Genomic DNA, 16,134 nt, shown 5'->3' with positions numbered 1-16,134 from the left:
TTCTAGCGGCTAGCTGTGGTTCAGCTGTTCCGCGACCAACCAGAGACGTTGGGCATTGGAGGCCTTAATCAAGACCACGTCCTTAACGCTACGGCTAGCCCAATCATCGACCCCTGCCGGGGCCACGCGCAGTATGCCGTCCACCGCCTGTGCGGCGGCCGCAGCATCGGCGCACACCACTGTATTTATACCTTGCTGCGCAGCGGCCTCGGCCATCGCCCGGCAGTTGGGATTCTCCCCTACCGCGATGAGTTGCGCGACGTGGTATTTGGCCAAAAACTCACCGAGCTGGCGGTGCGATTGCTCTGCATCGCTGCCGAGTTCTCCCATCTCCCCCAACACCGCGATGGAACGGGCGTCGGGACGCGCTGCTGCGGTATAAGCCAAAGCGGCGATGGCCGCACGCATCGAATCGGGGTTGGCGTTATAGGAGTCATCGATGACGGTGACGCCATCGCGGCGGGTGCGCACGTCCATGCGGTGCTCGGAGGCGAGGCGGTGACCGGACAGCGCAGCCGCCACCGTGTCTGCCGATACCCCCAGCTCGATGGCTGCGGCGGCCGCGGCCAGTGCATTAGATACCTGGTGGGACCCAAAGACTTGGAGCTTCACAGCAACGGGTTCAGCATCCGGGCTGTGCAGGGTAAAGGAAGGGCGAGCGACGTCATCGAGCACGATATCGGTGGCATAGTACTGCGCCGCCGGTGCGCCTCCGCGGCGGTTCTCCGTGGAGTAGTACACCACCTTGGCCTCCGTGCGGGGAGCCATCGCGGCGACGAAAGGATCATCTGCGTTGAGGACGGCTACGCCGCCCGCTTCCGCTTTCGGCAACGCCTCCACCAGCTCGCCCTTGGCCTGCGCGATATTCTCGCGCGAACCAAACTCACCGAGGTGCGCGGAGCCGACATTCAGGACCACGCCAACGCGCGGCGCGGTGATTTCAGTGAGATGACGGATGTGCCCGATACCGCGGGCAGACATCTCCGCCACTAGGTAGCGCGTGTGCTCATCGCACCGCAGAGCCGTATAGGGCAACCCGATTTCATTGTTGAAGGAGCCGGGCGGAGCGACGGTCTCCCCCACCTCACGGAAAATGGTGGCGATGAGGTCCTTGGTGGACGTCTTACCGGCCGAACCGGTGACACCGACAATAGTGAGGTCTTGCTCTGCGGCAAGGCGCTGCGTTACTGCACGGGCAATCGCAGACAACGCTGCGACAACGGCGGCCGCGGACCCATCTGCATCGTTGGCGTAGATATCCGCGTTGGCACCGTCACCTTCGATGCGCCCGTGCGGCTCGACGACGATCGCCGGAACGCCCACCGGCCGCGCCGCCAGCACGGCAACGGCTCCTTTGTCGATCGCGGTGTTGGCATAGTCGTGCCCATCGACGCGTGCTCCGGGCAGGGCGACAAAGAGTCCGCCCGGGGTGACCTTGCGAGAATCGAATTCGACGAAGCCGGTCACCTGGGTGTCTGGTTCGTCGACGCTATCAAGGCGGCCGCCCGTGATCTCAGCGATCTCAGCGAGGCTTAACGCAATCATGCTTGCTCCTTGGATTCTTCGGTACTCAGGTTAGTCGCAGTGGCCATGGCATCAAGGGCACGCGCCATCTCTTCGCGGTCATCGAAGTGATGGACGGTATCGCCAATGAGCTGGCCTACCTCGTGGCCCTTGCCAACGACGATGACGGCATCCCCCGGCTGCGCCCACGCCACGACTTCATCAATGGCCTTGGCGCGGGAGCCTACCTCACGGATATCAGCCGCCGGGTTTGCCTCCTGGGCGCCCGCGAGCACGGCCGCACGGATGGATGCCGGGTCTTCGGTGCGGGGGTTGTCGTCGGTGACGACGACAAGGTCTGCGCCCTTCGCGGCCGCCGCGCCCATGAGCGGACGCTTGGAAGAGTCCCGGTCGCCACCTGCGCCAACGACGATGCCGATGCGGCCCGCGCTGCCGTCCAGCTGCGTACGCAGGGTCTCTAGAACAGCCGCGATTGCAGCCGGCTTGTGTGCGTAGTCAACCACGGCGACAAAGTTTTGGCCGCGGTCGATGCGCTCCATGCGTCCAGGGACCGCTACCTTTTCTACTCCTTCGAGGAAAACTCGTGGCTCGACTCCCACAGCGGCGGCCATTCCCGTCGCGAGAGCCGCGTTAGCAATGTTAAAGGTACCCGGCATAGGCAGGCGGAATTCATAGTTACCAGTGTGTTCACCAGACGTGACCTTTAGTTCCACCTGCTGCGCACCGGTGACCTCGGTGCTGAGCTGGCTGCCGGTAATATCGGCCTCGCTCTCTGTCGAGCTCGTCGACACCAGGAGCACCGGCCGTGCAGCTGCACGCTGCGCCATGCGCCGGCCCCATTCGTCATCGACACAGATGACAGAGCAGTCGGCGGCTTGGGGGCCGTCGAAAAGCAAGGCCTTGGCCTCGAAGTAGTCTTCCATTGTCGGGTGGAAGTCCAAGTGGTCTTGGCTCAGATTGGTGAAGCCGCCCACGTCGAAGCGCGTACCCTGGACTCGTCCCAAAGAAAGCGCGTGAGAGGACACCTCCATCACTACGTGCGTAACTCCCTCAGACACCATGCGCGCAAAGAGTTCCTGCAAGGTCGGTGCTTCTGGGGTGGTCAGCGAGGTAGGGACCGGCTCACGGTTGATGCGGGTACCCGTCGTGCCGATGAGGCCAACCGAATAGCCTGCGTGCAAGAGACCCGCCTCGAGGAGGTAGCTCGTCGTGGTTTTACCGGAGGTGCCCGTCACGCCGAGGATGGTGAGCTTTTGCGTGGGGTGGCCATAGATCTCGGCGGACACGTTCCCAAGGATGGCGCGGATATCCTCCACCACAAGAAGCGGCCGCGTCTCCCCTGCGTCGGTGAGGATGCGCTGTCCTTCTGCATCAGTAAGGATGGCTGCGGCCTCTGTATCAGCGGCGAATCGCGCTCCATGCACGCGAGTTCCAGGAAGCGCCGCGAAGAGGCCACCGGACGGCAATGTTGCTGAATTCAGTCCACAGGACCCCACGGTGGTCGAGGCATCCCCGACCACCGTGCCGCCAGAAATCTCTGCTAGGCGCTTCAGGGTGGTGCTGCTGGTCACGGTGATTCCTCTTCTCTGTTTCTCTGTCTCTAGGTTTTCGATATGTGCTTTTCGGTATAAGAGCTGACTACTCGGCGCGCAAGGTCAGTTGCGGTGCTGGCGGGGAGGGCGGGATATTGTCGCGGTCGAGGAGCCAGGATGCGATATCGCTGAAAACAGGGGCTGCGGATTGGCCGCCGGAGCCGTCGTCGTTGACACCGGATTCCGGCTCATCGAGCATGACGGCGACGACGAAGCGGGGGTCGTCGGCAGGCGCAATGCCCGCAAACGTGATCCAGTATTTGGAATTGGAATAAGCCCCAGTGTCCTCATCGACTTTCTGCGCGGTACCGGTCTTTCCGGAGAGCTGATAGCCCTCGATGTTGGCGTTGCCGGCGGTACCGTTGTTCAGGCCCTGCGGATCATCCTGGAAGACCGCTCGGAACATGTCGACGACGGTGCGTGCGGTTTCGGCGCTGACCACGCGGGTGGTCTCGGGCTCCTCCAGCTCTTCCTTCGTCCCGTCCGGCGCGGTAATCGAGTCAATGATGCGCGGCTCGATGCGCTCGCCATCGTTGGCGAGGGCCTGGTAAACAGACGCCAGCTGCAGGGCAGTCCATGACTGGCCCTGGCCGATGGGCAGGTTAGCGAAGGTACCGCCGGACCACTGCGAACGATCGGGGACCAGTCCAGGGGACTCGTTGGGCAACTCGATGCCGGAGGTCTGCCCGAGTCCAAACTTCTTCAGGTAATCGGCGTATTTATCTTGGCCAAGTCGATCCGCCAGCATCAGCGTTCCCACGTTCGATGACTTACCGAAGACGCCGGTCGTGGTGTATGGCTCAACGCCGTGGGGCCAGGCGTCATTAACAGTCACGCCGGCCATGTCGATGGATCCGGGCACCTGCAAAACCTCATCCGGGTCGGTGAGGCCCTCTTCGATGGTCGCGGCAGCAGTAATTATCTTCGCAACCGAGCCGGGCTCGAAGGGGTGCGAGACTGACAGATTGTCGAAGGTCTTGTCCTTTTGGAGCTGCTTTTCGATGTCCTTGTTCGGATCAACCGTCCCAGTATTCGCCATGGCTAAGACCTGGCCGGTAGCGGCATCCAACACGACCGCCTCAGCGCTTTTCGCCTTCGAGTTGGCCTTTGCCTTCTCCAGCTTCTGCTGCACGTAGGTCTGTAGGTCAAGATCTAGCGTCAATGTCACGTTCTTGCCGTCAGTGGTGGGTACCTGATCGCGGAGGCTACCGGGAATCACCTGGCCATTGGCCGAAACGTCCTCGGTGGAACTGCCGTCAATACCCGTGAGGGTGGTATCACCGGAGGCTTCGAAGCCGAACTGGCCTTGGCCGTCCATAGAAACTTTGCCGATGACGTTCTCCGCGATCGAACCATTCGGATACTGGCGGATTTGCTGCTCATCGGCGGCAAGGCCGTGGTATTCCTCGGAAATGGCTACCGCGACATCTGGGTCAACATTGCGAACGAGGACCTCGTACTGAGTGTCGGCGCGGAGCTTGTCCATAATCTGCTCCGGGTCCACGTCGCCAGCATCGATTCCGGCATCCTTCAGCTTGCTCGGGATCCCCTTCGACATTTCGGTGAGCCGCTCGGTCACTTTGTTGTCTAGATAGGAACTCTTCGCTTCGGGGGCTAAGGACTCATACTCGGCCTCGCCGGTTGCTTTCTGCTTTTCCTGCTCACGAAGCTCATCGCGCAGGCGAGTCGGTGAGACGGTTAATGAGCGGGCACGCATGGTGTAGGCCAAGCGCTGGCCATCGCGCGCAAGGATTTCACCGCGCCCGGCGGTGTCGACGTACACACGGGTTCGCTGCGCTGCTGCCTTTGCCGCCAGGTCGGGACCCCACACAATCTGCACCCAGGCGAGGCGCCCCATCCAGGCCAGCATGATGACGAGCAACACCGCCGCAATGACGTGAACACGCTGGCGCATCGTCTTTTGCTGGCTCAGGAAAGGCTTGCCGGTACGTGGGTTCCGGGAGCTGGTCGCGGGAACGACGCGGTCGGCGTCGTAGCGCTGCCGTGGTTGGTGAGAGGCACCGCGTGGCTGAGCGGCACGGGCGGCGGGAGCGCGCCTCGGGCGCCGGCCACCGGAGTGTGGTGGGGTCACACGTCACCTTTCTGTCTGCAGCGAGGGTAGGTAAGTAAACAGCTGAATGTCTTGCCCCACGCTTGGCGCGGGTTAAGACAGTCTCATCCCGAATTGTGCCCTATTATCGCCGCCTGCCCACGCAGGCACGCGCGAAGCGGGAGGGGGATTCTATCCCCGCGCCGCGTAGGGAGCCTGGGCCGGAATATCCGGCAGCTCAACGTTCTCCTCCCCTGGCTGGCCGCCTTCGGGGCTATTCTCCGAATGCGCGTCATTGGAAGCGGCACCTCCACGTTCGCGGTTGCGCTCGCTGAGCGTCGGGCGGGCATTCAGATTGTCGGACATGTAGGCCGTCGCGTTCGGGTCACTGGAAGCCTGCCCCGGGCGGACCGGTTCTCCATTGACATCGATGACCGATTCCATATCCGGTGTTGCCTCGCGCTTGTGCTCGATATTGCCGTCTGCGCCAACCTCTACAACGCCTGGCTGGACAGGGATGCCCATCTTGGCCTCGTGGGCGCGGCGAGCCACATCCGAGGCCGAGCGAACATTCTCCAAGTCTCGGTTCAGGGTTTCCAGCTGGTTATCCAGCGTGGATTCCTGGGCGGTGAGCTCCTGAATCTTGAAGGTCTGGGAGGTGGACAAGCCCGACAACCACATGGCTGCGGCCACACCCGTAATAAGCAGAGCAATGGCGATGAAGGACAGGCGCGCGAAGAGGCCGTTGACCCGCGTGGGCTGCGCTACACGACGGCCACGATTGCTCACAACCTGCTTCGAGCCAAGGCGGCTTCCCCGCAGGCCGGAGCCAACGCGGCGAGTAGGAACGGTGCCGCGGTGCGGGGTGCGACTCGGCAGCGGGGTGGTACGGCGCCCCCGTTCCAGCAGCGCGGTTCCCTGGCCCGTGGCATCGGCTCCGGTGGTGAAATCGCGGCTTGCGCCCATGGTGTGGGTCCTCTCGTGGTCGCGGTGGTGGGTTGCCTGTGCGGTACGGTCTCTCAGCGTCATGGCCTACCTCCCGGTTCATGAAAAGACGGCGCCCCTTCAAGGCGTTCGAGCGCGCGTACACGGACGGATGCCGCCCGTGGGTTCTCCGCAATCTCTTCCTGGCTCGCCTTTTCCGCACCACGCGTCACCACGGAATAGTGCGCCGCGGTCCCCGGCAGATCCATGGGCAGGCCCGCTGGGGTGGTCGAGGTGCTGAGCTTGGTGAAAGCATGCTTAACAATGCGATCTTCGAGCGACTGGTAGCTCATAAACACCGCACGTCCGCCAATGGACAAGGCATCCGTAATCACGGGGATGACCTGCTCAATAGCCTCCAGTTCACGGTTGACCTCGACGCGCAGCGCCTGAAAGGTTCGCTTCGCCGGGTGTCCACCAGTGCGGCGCGTTGCCGCGGGGATGGTGGCGTATAACAAGTCGACCAAGCGCGCGGAGTTGCTAAAAGGCTCCTTGTCCCTTTCCCGCAGAACTGCGGATGCGATTTTTCCGGCGAAACGCTCATCGCCATAGGTTTTCAAAATGCGGGCGAGGTCTCCGTGACTATAAGTATTGAGAATGTCGGCGGCGGTCATTCCCTGGCGCGGGTCCATGCGCATATCCAGCGGGGCGTCAGTCTTGTACGCAAAACCGCGATCGACCTGATCCAGCTGCATGGAGGAGACTCCGAGATCAAACAGCGCCCCGGCTATGCCGTGCTCCCGCGCGATGGAAAAGATCTCGTCTTCCCCATCCGCAATGGCACTGCCTACCTCATCGAAACGCGCGTTGACGCCCACGAAACGGTCGGCGAAGGGACTGAGACGTCGAGAAGCACTGCTCAACGAGGCGGAATCACGGTCCACGCCAATGATGCGCACGAAGGGGAAAGCGGTGAGAAAGTATTCGCTGTGGCCACCCGCGCCCAAGGTACCGTCGACGATGACGGCGTTCTCCCCCGCTGCCTCGACAGCTGGGGCAAGCAACTGGGCCATGCGCGCACGCATGACGGGGACATGGCCGTGGTTGTCGCTCACGTCGTAGTTGATGGTGCCGTCGTGCTCCACAGTTGCTGTCCCCCTTTCCGTTCAGGCGCTTAATGCTGCGGTCTGATGATCTCGATAAAAAGCGAGTGCGTATAGGGCCCTGTCCGAGGAAGGGTTCTGATGTCGGGGAAGTACACCAGCTCATCCTCCTCGGGCAGAGTCCGTACACGCACTCTTGGTGCGCCGGGGAAGCTTTAGAGCAACCCGGCAAGTACGTCATCGGCGTCTGCCGCCGAGTAAGCGTCTTCAGTTTGCGCCTGGTATTCAGCCCACGCGGCTGCATCCCAGATTTCGAGGAAGTCGACCGACCCCACAACCACGCATTCCTTCGTCAGGTTTGCGTACTCACGGTGGCCTGCAGACAGCGTGATACGCCCGTGCCCATCGGGACGCTGCTCGTCCGCACTCGCTGCCAAGTTACGGATGAACGCACGCGCGTCCGGGTTGGTGCGTGACACAGCCGCTGCCTTCCTAGCTCGTGCCGCGAATTCCTCCCGCGGGTATACCGCAAGCGAATGATCCTGCCCCTTAGTGACCATGAGGCCACCGGCCAGTTCTTCGCGAAACTTCGCTGGAAGCGTAAGCCGCCCTTTGTCATCGAGCTTGGGAGTGTAGGTGCCGAGAAACATCCCCGGGTCCACCTTCCTGTCACTCGAAAACTCCGGATTCCTCTCGCGACAAGAGAACAACTCTCCTCCGCTGCGCCCCACTCTACCCCACTTTCCCCCACCACCCACACCTTTAGCACCCTTCATCCCCGCGTGTCACGACATACATGCAGCTAGATAGGCATTTTTTCGGTGGGAAGTTTTCCCAGCACGCCCTTGACACACCCCCTAAGTACGCACTCAATTCCGCTATTCACACCTGCAACTTCCATCCCTTAAGCACTACCTTTCCCCTATATCCCCGAATTACTGCGACTTTCAATCACCCAGCCCGACAAAAGCACGCAGAATTTCCACCAGCTCAATAGTCCACCCGGGGCAAAGTGGGGGAAAGTGGGGGAAGATGTGAATTCCTTCCGACGCCGCAACAATCAATAGATCTGATGCCTAGGCGCAGAGCCCAACCCTGGAACCTTCAGCCCTACCCGCCATCGACACCTGCTAGGCCGCTGGCCAGCCCAACACCGGACAAGCGCGGCAGGCAAAACAGACGCTCCTCACAACTGCCGACACCCTTGCCAGCTGACCCTCCCCCACCGATTTTTAGAAGTTCAAAGATCACAACAGCCCTCCGCGAATTAACGCGGAGGGCTGTGGGCGAGAGTGCAGCTATCTATACAACGCCCATGAGCGTTTTATTGGCGCCTAGCGTTCCTCAAAGCGACGGCGGAAATTATCTTCCAGACGGTTTCCAACACCGCTGCCGCCATTCTTGGATTGCTTGCCGCGCCCGCGGGCAGGGGCCTGCGCGCCGACTGCAACCAGAGAATCTTCAGACTTTCCACGCAGCATCCAGACACCGGAGCCGAACATAACGAGGAAGCCAAGGACGGAGAGGCTGACAAACCACAGAGATTGCTGAGCCAACGCGATACCGCCCACCATCATGCAGAGGCCAACAACAATCAAGGCCACTCCGCGGAGGGTGATGGCACCCGAGTTTCCGCCGAAAGAAGTTTCACCGGACACAGACGCGCCAAAATCAGGATCATTGGCCAGCAACGACTGTTCAATTTCACGCAGCGCTTGCTGTTCGTGCTCAGAAAGGGCCACAGCGTCCTCCGTAATGGGTTGGGGTTTAGGTAGAAATACTGGGAATGTGGGGTACTACCTCTATAACGTCAAGGATAGCGAGATAGTTCCCACAAAGACAGTCCATAATTTGGCCGCACTACCCCCTCACGGCCCATGACCCCGGCCCCAGCCTTAGGCCGCCATTGCCCCGAAGCCCAGCTCGGACTCAGTCGCATCCACATAACGCGCGGCGAGTGCTAAGTACTGATAAACCGCGTCCGGCTCAGGGACCGGCTCTAGGCCAGAGGCCACACGTGAGCGCACACGGGAGTACTCCCTAAACCCCTCTGCCCACTGGGCATCAGCCGGGCCAATGAGAGCCACCTGCTCCCAGGCGGAAGTAGGCAAGCGCCGGCGTCGCGACACGGTGGACGCCGCCACACGTGCCCCGGCTGCACGTAGCGAGGCGCGGTAAGCCAATTCCAATGCATCCGCAAGGCGTCCCCCCGCCGCGCTACTCCGCGCATCCGCTAAGAGGTCTAGCGCTTGGTTTACGAAACGGTCCCGCTGCATAGCCTCACGGTTCCGGCTGCGGGCTGCTGCCGCTGTTGCTGAGATTACCTGTGCCATGTCCTCTCCCCCTCGGGCTTCTTCCTCAGTTTGTCGATAAAGACTGTGCTGTTGATGCTGTTGATTTTCTGCTGTTGTTCGTTGTTGCGATTCACCTTAAAACCACCTTCCTACATCCACCCCCAATTTTAGAGCAGGTGTTCGAATTTGACAATAGATTTAAAGCATTATTCCGAATGTTTTCGAACACTCACGGCACGGCGTTTGATGGAAGTTTTCCCGAGTGCTTTCACATACCGTAAGAATCTGTTGTTATTAGACATGTGAGTTACACGCTGCGCCGCTTAAGCCCCCAAGAGTTCGCCATTGCCCTCCCGCACTTGGTGGATATCTACATTGCGGCGATGGACTACAACACCTCGGTGCGCGAGGGGTCCATCTCGCGGTGGCGCGCAGATCTCATACGCCCAGGGTTTTCCTGCATTGTGGCCACCGATGAATATGGCATCGCCGGCTTTGCCTACGGCTTCCTAGGCACCCCCGATACCTGGTGGGATAAGCAGCTCCGCCGCGCACTCGCCGCCAGCGGCGGCCCCACCCCAGAGCAAGAAGAGATTCTCCACAATTACTTCGAACTGGCAGAGATCCACGTGCTCCCCTCGAAACAAGGCCACGGCCTGGGCCGCGCATTACTAGAAGCCTTGGCCTGGAATCTTCCCGCTCGCTATATTTTGCTTTCCACACCGGAGGTTCCCAATGAAGCCAACTCCGCCTTTGGCCTCTACCGCAAGATGGGCTTTAGCGATTTCCTCCGTGACCTCCATTACCCCGCTGATTCCCGCCCCTTCGCAATCCTGCAATCTACTGTGCCGCTCACACCAACCGACACCGCTTAACCTGGCGCCTTAACCCTGAACCTGCCCAGGTAAAGTGGCAAGCGTGACTACACCGCAGATACCTTCCTTGGACGAAATTCCCGCAGCCGTACGCGAGGAGCTCGCGCTTTTTCTAGACCGCCAGCGTGATGCCATCGCATCCATCGGCGCTCCAGTAACCAACGCGATTTCCTATTTGGAATCCTTCGTACTGGATGGCGGAAAGCGCATCCGCCCCCTCTACGCGTGGGCAGGTTTTATCGGCGCACGCGGGCTCGAAGGGACGGAGTCCCCACAGGCTATGCTCCGCGCAGCCACATCCTTAGAATTCATCCAGGCCTGCGCCCTAATCCACGATGACATCGTGGATGCCTCCGATACCCGGCGCGGTAGCCCTACCGTTCACCGTGGCGTAGCAGCCCGCCATCGCGAACTCGGCTTCCACGGCGATGCTGATTTCTTCGGTCAGTCCCTCGCCATCCTGGTGGGTGACATGGCCCTGGTCTGGGCGGAAGACATGCTCCAGGACTCCGGACTTAGCCCTGAAGCACTCGCACGTGCCCGCGCACCTTGGCGCGCTATGCGCCGCGAAGTAATCGGCGGGCAGATGCTGGATATCTGCCTCGAGGCGGAAGGTTCTGAGGACGCCACGTTGGCTGATTCAGTCAACCGTTTCAAGACCGCCGCCTACACGATCGAGCGCCCCCTGCACTTGGGCGCAGCCATAGCGGGCGCCGCCGAAAAGCTCGTCGCTGCTTTCCGCGGCTACGGCCAAGACATCGGGGTTGCCTTCCAGCTGCGCGATGATTTGTTGGGGGTCTTCGGTGACCCCGCCGTGACTGGCAAGCCCGCCGGTGATGATTTGCGCGAGGGCAAGCGCACAGTCCTCTTGGCCTTGGCACTGCAGCGCGCGGATGCTTCCGATCCCGCCGCGGCTGCGGAGTTGCGTCGCCTCATCGGTCAGACAGAGGATCCCGCAGAGATTGCCCGCATGGCGCAGATTATTGCGGATTCGGGTGCGCCGGATGTCGTCGAGCAGCGCATCAACGATCTCACGCGCTCGGGCCTTGACCACCTCCACAATGCTCAGGTCTCCCCCGAGGTTACGGAGACTCTGGAAGAACTTGCTCACAAGTCCACGGCCCGCCGGATGTAGCATGGCTCGTCCCACAACCACGCGCGTGCCCCTGCGCATTCCCCACCCCCTGCCTTTGGGCATCATCGCCGCTGTCGTGCTGGCACTCGCCTCTTTCTCCGGTGGCGCTACCCGCAACCGCGGTGGCTTCCTTGAAGCGCTCAATATCGGCTTTCTAGCTTATGGCCATGGCCGCAACATCGGCATGGTCCTCTATTGGGTAGGCCTTTTCGGCTTGGTTGCCGCGTGGGTTTTGGCCGGCCGCTACTTCATTGCCCCGCAGGTGAAGAACCCACAACCAGACGGCGCGCTGGCCGATATTCGTCGGATGCTGTTGTGCTGGGTTGCCCCTTTGTTGTGTGCGGCACCGCTGGCTTCTCGCGATGTGTATTCCTATCTCATGCAAGGCGCGATGGTGCGTGATGGCTACGACCCTTATGTTGAAGGAGCGGCGGTGAATCCTGGTCCCTTCCTCTTGGAGGTCTCCCACGACTGGCGCAACACCACCACCCCTTATGGCCCATTGCACCTGTGGATGGGCAATGGTGTAACCCAGCTGGTAGGAGAAAACGTCGCCGCAGGCATCATCGTCTACAAGGCGATATCGGTCCTCGGCTTTGCCGCCATTGCCTGGTCAATTCCGCGCTTGGCGCGCAGCATCGGGGGCGATCCTGCCCTCGCACTCTGGCTGGGCGTAGCGAACCCGGTTATGCTCTTGCACCTCATCGGTGGCATGCACAATGAATCCATCATGGTGGGGCTAGTTTCGCTGGGTCTGCTTGCCGCAGTGCACCACAAGTTCCATGCCAGCCTCCTTCTGGTTGGCGTGGCGGTCTCGCTCAAGGCCACCGCTATTTTCGCTGCACCTTTTATCGTGTGGCTCATGCTGCACCACTGGGCACCGAAGGGGACGAAGCCCATCAAGCGCTTCGGAGTCTTCCTCCTGTCCGGTTTCCTTGCTGTGGTGGAGGTCGCGCTGGCGGTGGCGGCGATTACGTGGGCGTCGGGAAGCTCGTGGGGTTGGTTGTCACAAATCAGTGGCAATTCCAAGGTCATCAACCCTCTAGCCGGCCCTACCCTGCTCGCTGACATCCTCGTGCCGCTCATCCAGGTCTTCTCCCCCGATACCACCTATAACGGTGTGCTCACCGCGCTGCGCTCGGCCGCGATGATCCTCATGCTCCTCGGCCTCGTCCTCGTATGGTGGTGGGGCCGCACGGGCGTGCGCCGGGCTATCGCTGCCACGGCCGCTGCTTACCAGGTGGCATTCGTCTTCAACTCTGTGACGCTCCCCTGGTACTATGCCTCCGTGCTCACGCTCATGGGAACGTTCCGCCCGCCATTGCCCTTGATCAAGCTCACCACCGGTGTGGCCATATTCATCGGCGTCGCCTTTGCCGGCGACGGTAACCACCAGCTGTATAACTGGTTCTGGGATATCGCCATGGTGGTCGTAGCTTGGTCAGCAACGCAGTGGATTTTCGATGGTGTTCCACGAACCACCGCGACCCCGAAACCCGATGAGGGTTCTAAAACGCCGAAGCCTGTGCGCGCCGAATAACCTCGCGCGCTAGGTGTCCGTGCAGCGCGTCAATGGGGCGGCCTGGCAAGGAATCATCTTCGGTAAATAGGTGCGCCAGAATCTCGTTGTCACCCCACCCGTTGTCGGAGAGGACCGTGATCACTCCGGATACATGCTTGGAAATGACGCCTTTGGCGTTGAAGAATGCTTCCGGAACGAGGCGCTCTCCCTCGGCATTGCGCCACACAATGAACTTGCGCGCATTGAGCAGATCGAAGACACGGGTGATCGGTAGATCGAGCCTCTCAGCGACCTCCTTCAGCGTCAGCAGCTTCTCCCCGGCGAGGAGCTGCGGCAGTTCTGGGTGCGGATTCTCGGTGTTTTTCTCAGACTTAGTCACGGACACAACTGTAGCCGGATCACACTTTGGGGCGCCGATCAGCCATACTGGAATCCATGACAAGGCTGAACGTGGGCGACATTCTTGAGGGACGCTACCGCATCGATCAGCCGATCGCTCGCGGCGGCATGTCCACCGTGTATCGCTGCGTGGACATGCGTTTGGGCCGCGCAGTAGCCGCCAAGGTGATGGATGAGCGCTATCACGATGATCCTGTCTTCGTTACCCGCTTCGAGCGCGAAGCCCGCGCGATGGCGCAGCTGAGCCACCCCAATCTCGTCGCCGTGCATGACTTTTCCGCGGATGGATTGCCCATCTATCTCATCATGGAGCTCATCACCGGAGGTACCTTACGCGAACTCCTTGCAGAACGCGGGCCCATGCCGCCGCATGCCGCAGCCGGCGTCATGCACTCCGTGCTGGCCGGGCTCACCGAAGTCCACCACGCCGGCCTAGTGCACCGCGATATCAAGCCGGATAATGTTCTGATCACGGATAGCCATCGCGTCAAGGTCGGCGATTTCGGTCTGGTTCGCTCCGCTAAGGCGGAGCACGATAGTTCGGGCCAGATCGTCGGTACCGTCAGCTACCTCTCCCCCGAGCAAGTCACTGGCGCGGACATCACGCCGGCTTCCGACGTGTACTCCGCAGGAATCGTGCTCTTTGAATTGTTGACCGGCACTGTCCCCTTCCGCGGCGATACCCCGCTGGCGCACGCCACCGCGCGCGTGCACGAGGATGTGGTGGCGCCTTCCTCCCGCATCGAGGGGGTGCCCATGCTTTTCGACGCCCTCGTGGCCACCGCCACTGCACGCCAGCCAGCCGAAAGGTTTGCGGATGCCGGCGAATTCCTCGATGCCTTGGATGATGTCTCCCGCGAGCTACAGCTCCCGAAGTTCACTGTCCCCATCCCGCGGAACTCGGCTGCCGCACGTACTGCTGCCGTGCCAACGGATTTTTCGGGCACGGACAATACCCGGGTCTTTGAAGCGACCTCAGCTATCCCTGCGCCCCAGCCCCCAACGCGGGAAACCCGGGTAGAGCCGCGCAACGACGCCTTCCTCCCGCCATCCGCGCCTGTAGAGCCTCCGGCGCCCTCCCCTGCGGTGCCGGAGCCTTCTGCCCCCGTTCCCCCAGCCGGTGCCGAGGAAGAGCCGGAAGAACGGCCTTTGAGCAATCGCAGCGCGATTGCTCTCATTGGCTTCCTCGTCCTCGTCATCCTCGCCACCTTGGCCGTCGCGGTGGCGGCCTGGTGGTTTGGCTCCGGAGAATACGGCACGTGGCCGATTCTCTGGAGGCCGTATTAGCCTGCGCAACTTCTAGTTGCGCAGCATCTCAGCGATCAGGAAGGACAGCTCCAGCGACTGCTGGGTGTTCAGGCGCGGGTCCACGGCGGACTCGTAGCGGCCCGGCAGATCCACGTCCGTGATGTCCTCCGCACCGCCGAGGCACTCGGTGACGTCCTCACCTGTGAACTCCAGGTGGACGCCGCCCGGGTGGGTGCCCAGCTCGCGGTGCACCTCGAAGAAGCCTTGGACCTCGTCGACGATCTTGTCGAAGTGGCGAGTCTTGTAACCGTTCGATGCCGTGAAGGTATTGCCGTGCATCGGATCAGACTGCCACACCACCTTGTGGCCGGAGTCCTCCACTGCCTTGATGATCGGGGGCAGCACAGAGCGCACCTTATCGTGGCCCATACGGGCAATCATGGTGAGGCGGCCCGGCTCGCGGTTCGGGTCAAGCTTCTCCGCGTATTCCACTGCCTGCTCCGGCGTCACGCCAGGGCCAAGCTTGATGCCCACGGGGTTTCCAATGATGGAAGCAAAGGCCACGTGGAAGTCCTCGAGACCACGGGTGCGCTCACCAATCCACAGCTGGTGCGCGGACAGGTCATAAAGCTTGGTTTCGCCGTTAGAGTCCGTACCCAAGCGCAGCATGGAACGCTCGTAGTCCTTCAGCAAGGCCTCGTGGGAGCAGTAAATCTCCGCCGAACGCAGGGTCTCGTCCGAAACCCCACAGGCGTTCATGAAGGCCAGGCCGTTCTCAATCTCATCCGCCAGAGCTTGGTAGCGTGCACCCGCCGGGGAGTTGGCCACGAATTCACGGTTCCACTCATGGAGGCGGTACAGGTCTGCGGTTCCGGAGTGGGTCAGCGCGCGGACCAAGTTCATTGCCGCCGAGGAGTTCGCGTAGGCGCGAATCATGCGGGCGGGATCGTGGCGGCGGGACTCTTCGTTAGCTTCCACGCCGTTGACGATGTCACCGCGGTAGTTGTACAAGCCATTCGCGTCCAGATCAGAGGAGCGTGGCTTCGCGTACTGGCCGGCGATACGCCCCAGCTTCACCACCGGGGTGGACGCGCCGTAGGTCAACACCACGGCCATCTGTAGCAGCGTCTTGATGTTGCCGCGGATGTGCGGCTCAGTGTTGGATTCGAAGGTCTCCGCGCAATCGCCGCCCTGGAGGAGGAAGGCTTTGCCCAAGGCGACGTCGGCAAGCTTGCGCTTGAGATCCTCAACCTCCGGGGCCACGACGATAGGCGGTACGGATTCAAGAATCTTGCGGACGTTATCAGCCTGCAGCTGATCCCAGCTCGGCTGCTGCTTTGCCTCGCGGGAAATGGCGTCTTGGAACTTCTCATTGATCCCCTCCGGTAGCGGCGGCAGATCAGGAAGCACTTCTTTGGGAATATCTACTGTCCAACTCACACCCAGTATTTAACCATCTTGGGCCTGT

At 61.4% G+C, this 16,134-nt stretch carries 14 protein-coding genes; 4 read left to right on the top strand and 10 right to left on the bottom strand.

Annotated elements, in window-relative coordinates; all coding sequences use genetic code 11:
• Nucleotides 1-9 precede the first annotated feature (9 nt).
• The 8 genes from murF to HMPREF2743_RS11140 form a co-directional block, all read right to left on the bottom strand.
• Nucleotides 10-1,545, bottom strand: a complete 1,536-nt coding sequence (gene murF / locus HMPREF2743_RS11175) for a UDP-N-acetylmuramoyl-tripeptide--D-alanyl-D-alanine ligase (RefSeq protein WP_070818817.1) — start codon at nucleotides 1,543-1,545, stop codon at nucleotides 10-12.
• Nucleotides 1,542-3,095, bottom strand: coding sequence for a UDP-N-acetylmuramoyl-L-alanyl-D-glutamate--2,6-diaminopimelate ligase (locus tag HMPREF2743_RS11170; RefSeq protein WP_070818816.1), 1,554 nt, complete (start codon nucleotides 3,093-3,095; stop codon nucleotides 1,542-1,544). The genes murF and HMPREF2743_RS11170 overlap by 4 nt, the downstream gene beginning before the upstream one ends.
• Before the next feature lie 67 nt (nucleotides 3,096-3,162).
• Nucleotides 3,163-5,031 (bottom strand): peptidoglycan D,D-transpeptidase FtsI family protein, encoded by a 1,869-nt coding sequence (locus HMPREF2743_RS11165; protein WP_070743635.1) that lies wholly within the window; start codon nucleotides 5,029-5,031, stop codon nucleotides 3,163-3,165.
• Between the two features lie 327 nt (nucleotides 5,032-5,358).
• A complete protein-coding gene (locus HMPREF2743_RS11160) occupies nucleotides 5,359-6,195 on the bottom strand; it encodes a cell division protein FtsL (protein WP_070526700.1) in 837 nt (278 codons plus the stop codon).
• Nucleotides 6,192-7,235, bottom strand: a complete 1,044-nt coding sequence (gene rsmH / locus HMPREF2743_RS11155; RefSeq protein WP_070526697.1) for a 16S rRNA (cytosine(1402)-N(4))-methyltransferase RsmH — start codon at nucleotides 7,233-7,235, stop codon at nucleotides 6,192-6,194. Before rsmH ends, HMPREF2743_RS11160 begins: the two co-directional genes overlap by 4 nt.
• A 173-nt stretch (nucleotides 7,236-7,408) precedes the next feature.
• On the bottom strand, nucleotides 7,409-7,843 hold the full coding sequence (gene mraZ / locus HMPREF2743_RS11150; protein ID WP_010190539.1) for a division/cell wall cluster transcriptional repressor MraZ: 435 nt from the start codon (nucleotides 7,841-7,843) through the stop codon (nucleotides 7,409-7,411).
• Nucleotides 7,844-8,527: 684 nt separating this feature from the next.
• A complete protein-coding gene (locus HMPREF2743_RS11145) occupies nucleotides 8,528-8,935 on the bottom strand; it encodes a DUF3040 domain-containing protein (protein ID WP_070526694.1) in 408 nt (135 codons plus the stop codon).
• Between the two features lie 153 nt (nucleotides 8,936-9,088).
• Entirely contained in the window at nucleotides 9,089-9,526 is a 438-nt protein-coding gene (locus tag HMPREF2743_RS11140) for an SAV_6107 family HEPN domain-containing protein (RefSeq protein ID WP_070818815.1), read from the bottom strand.
• A gap of 263 nt (nucleotides 9,527-9,789) precedes the next feature.
• On the opposite strand from HMPREF2743_RS11140, the gene HMPREF2743_RS11135 reads away from it, so the two are divergent.
• From HMPREF2743_RS11135 to HMPREF2743_RS11125, 3 genes are read left to right on the top strand one after another with little or no spacing between them, the layout of a single operon-like run.
• Nucleotides 9,790-10,362 (top strand): GNAT family N-acetyltransferase, encoded by a 573-nt coding sequence (locus HMPREF2743_RS11135; RefSeq protein WP_070818814.1) that lies wholly within the window; start codon nucleotides 9,790-9,792, stop codon nucleotides 10,360-10,362.
• Nucleotides 10,363-10,405: 43 nt separating this feature from the next.
• Nucleotides 10,406-11,497, top strand: a complete 1,092-nt coding sequence (locus tag HMPREF2743_RS11130; protein WP_070526684.1) for a polyprenyl synthetase family protein — start codon at nucleotides 10,406-10,408, stop codon at nucleotides 11,495-11,497.
• Nucleotide 11,498: 1 nt separating this feature from the next.
• Nucleotides 11,499-13,037 (top strand): alpha-(1->6)-mannopyranosyltransferase A, encoded by a 1,539-nt coding sequence (locus tag HMPREF2743_RS11125; RefSeq protein ID WP_070526681.1) that lies wholly within the window; start codon nucleotides 11,499-11,501, stop codon nucleotides 13,035-13,037.
• On the opposite strand, the gene HMPREF2743_RS11120 is transcribed toward HMPREF2743_RS11125, so the two are convergent.
• Nucleotides 13,006-13,404, bottom strand: a complete 399-nt coding sequence (locus HMPREF2743_RS11120) for an Rv2175c family DNA-binding protein (RefSeq protein WP_070445241.1) — start codon at nucleotides 13,402-13,404, stop codon at nucleotides 13,006-13,008. The two genes, HMPREF2743_RS11125 and HMPREF2743_RS11120, sit on opposite strands and share 32 nt — an antisense overlap.
• 50 nt (nucleotides 13,405-13,454) lie before the next feature.
• Here HMPREF2743_RS11120 and HMPREF2743_RS11115 point away from each other — a divergent pair, with 50 nt between their 5' ends.
• Complete coding sequence (locus HMPREF2743_RS11115) at nucleotides 13,455-14,705, top strand: protein kinase domain-containing protein (protein ID WP_070743647.1); 1,251 nt, start codon at nucleotides 13,455-13,457, stop codon at nucleotides 14,703-14,705.
• A gap of 12 nt (nucleotides 14,706-14,717) precedes the next feature.
• On the opposite strand, the gene HMPREF2743_RS11110 is transcribed toward HMPREF2743_RS11115, so the two are convergent.
• Complete coding sequence (locus HMPREF2743_RS11110; protein ID WP_070526675.1) at nucleotides 14,718-16,106, bottom strand: class II 3-deoxy-7-phosphoheptulonate synthase; 1,389 nt, start codon at nucleotides 16,104-16,106, stop codon at nucleotides 14,718-14,720.
• Nucleotides 16,107-16,134 lie beyond the last annotated feature (28 nt).

Source organism: Corynebacterium sp. HMSC036D02, assembly GCF_001836165.1.
Classification (GTDB): Bacteria; Actinomycetota; Actinomycetes; order Mycobacteriales; family Mycobacteriaceae; genus Corynebacterium.
The sequence above is the reverse complement of the archived record's forward strand: the minus strand, read 5'-3'. Positions and strand labels throughout refer to the sequence as shown.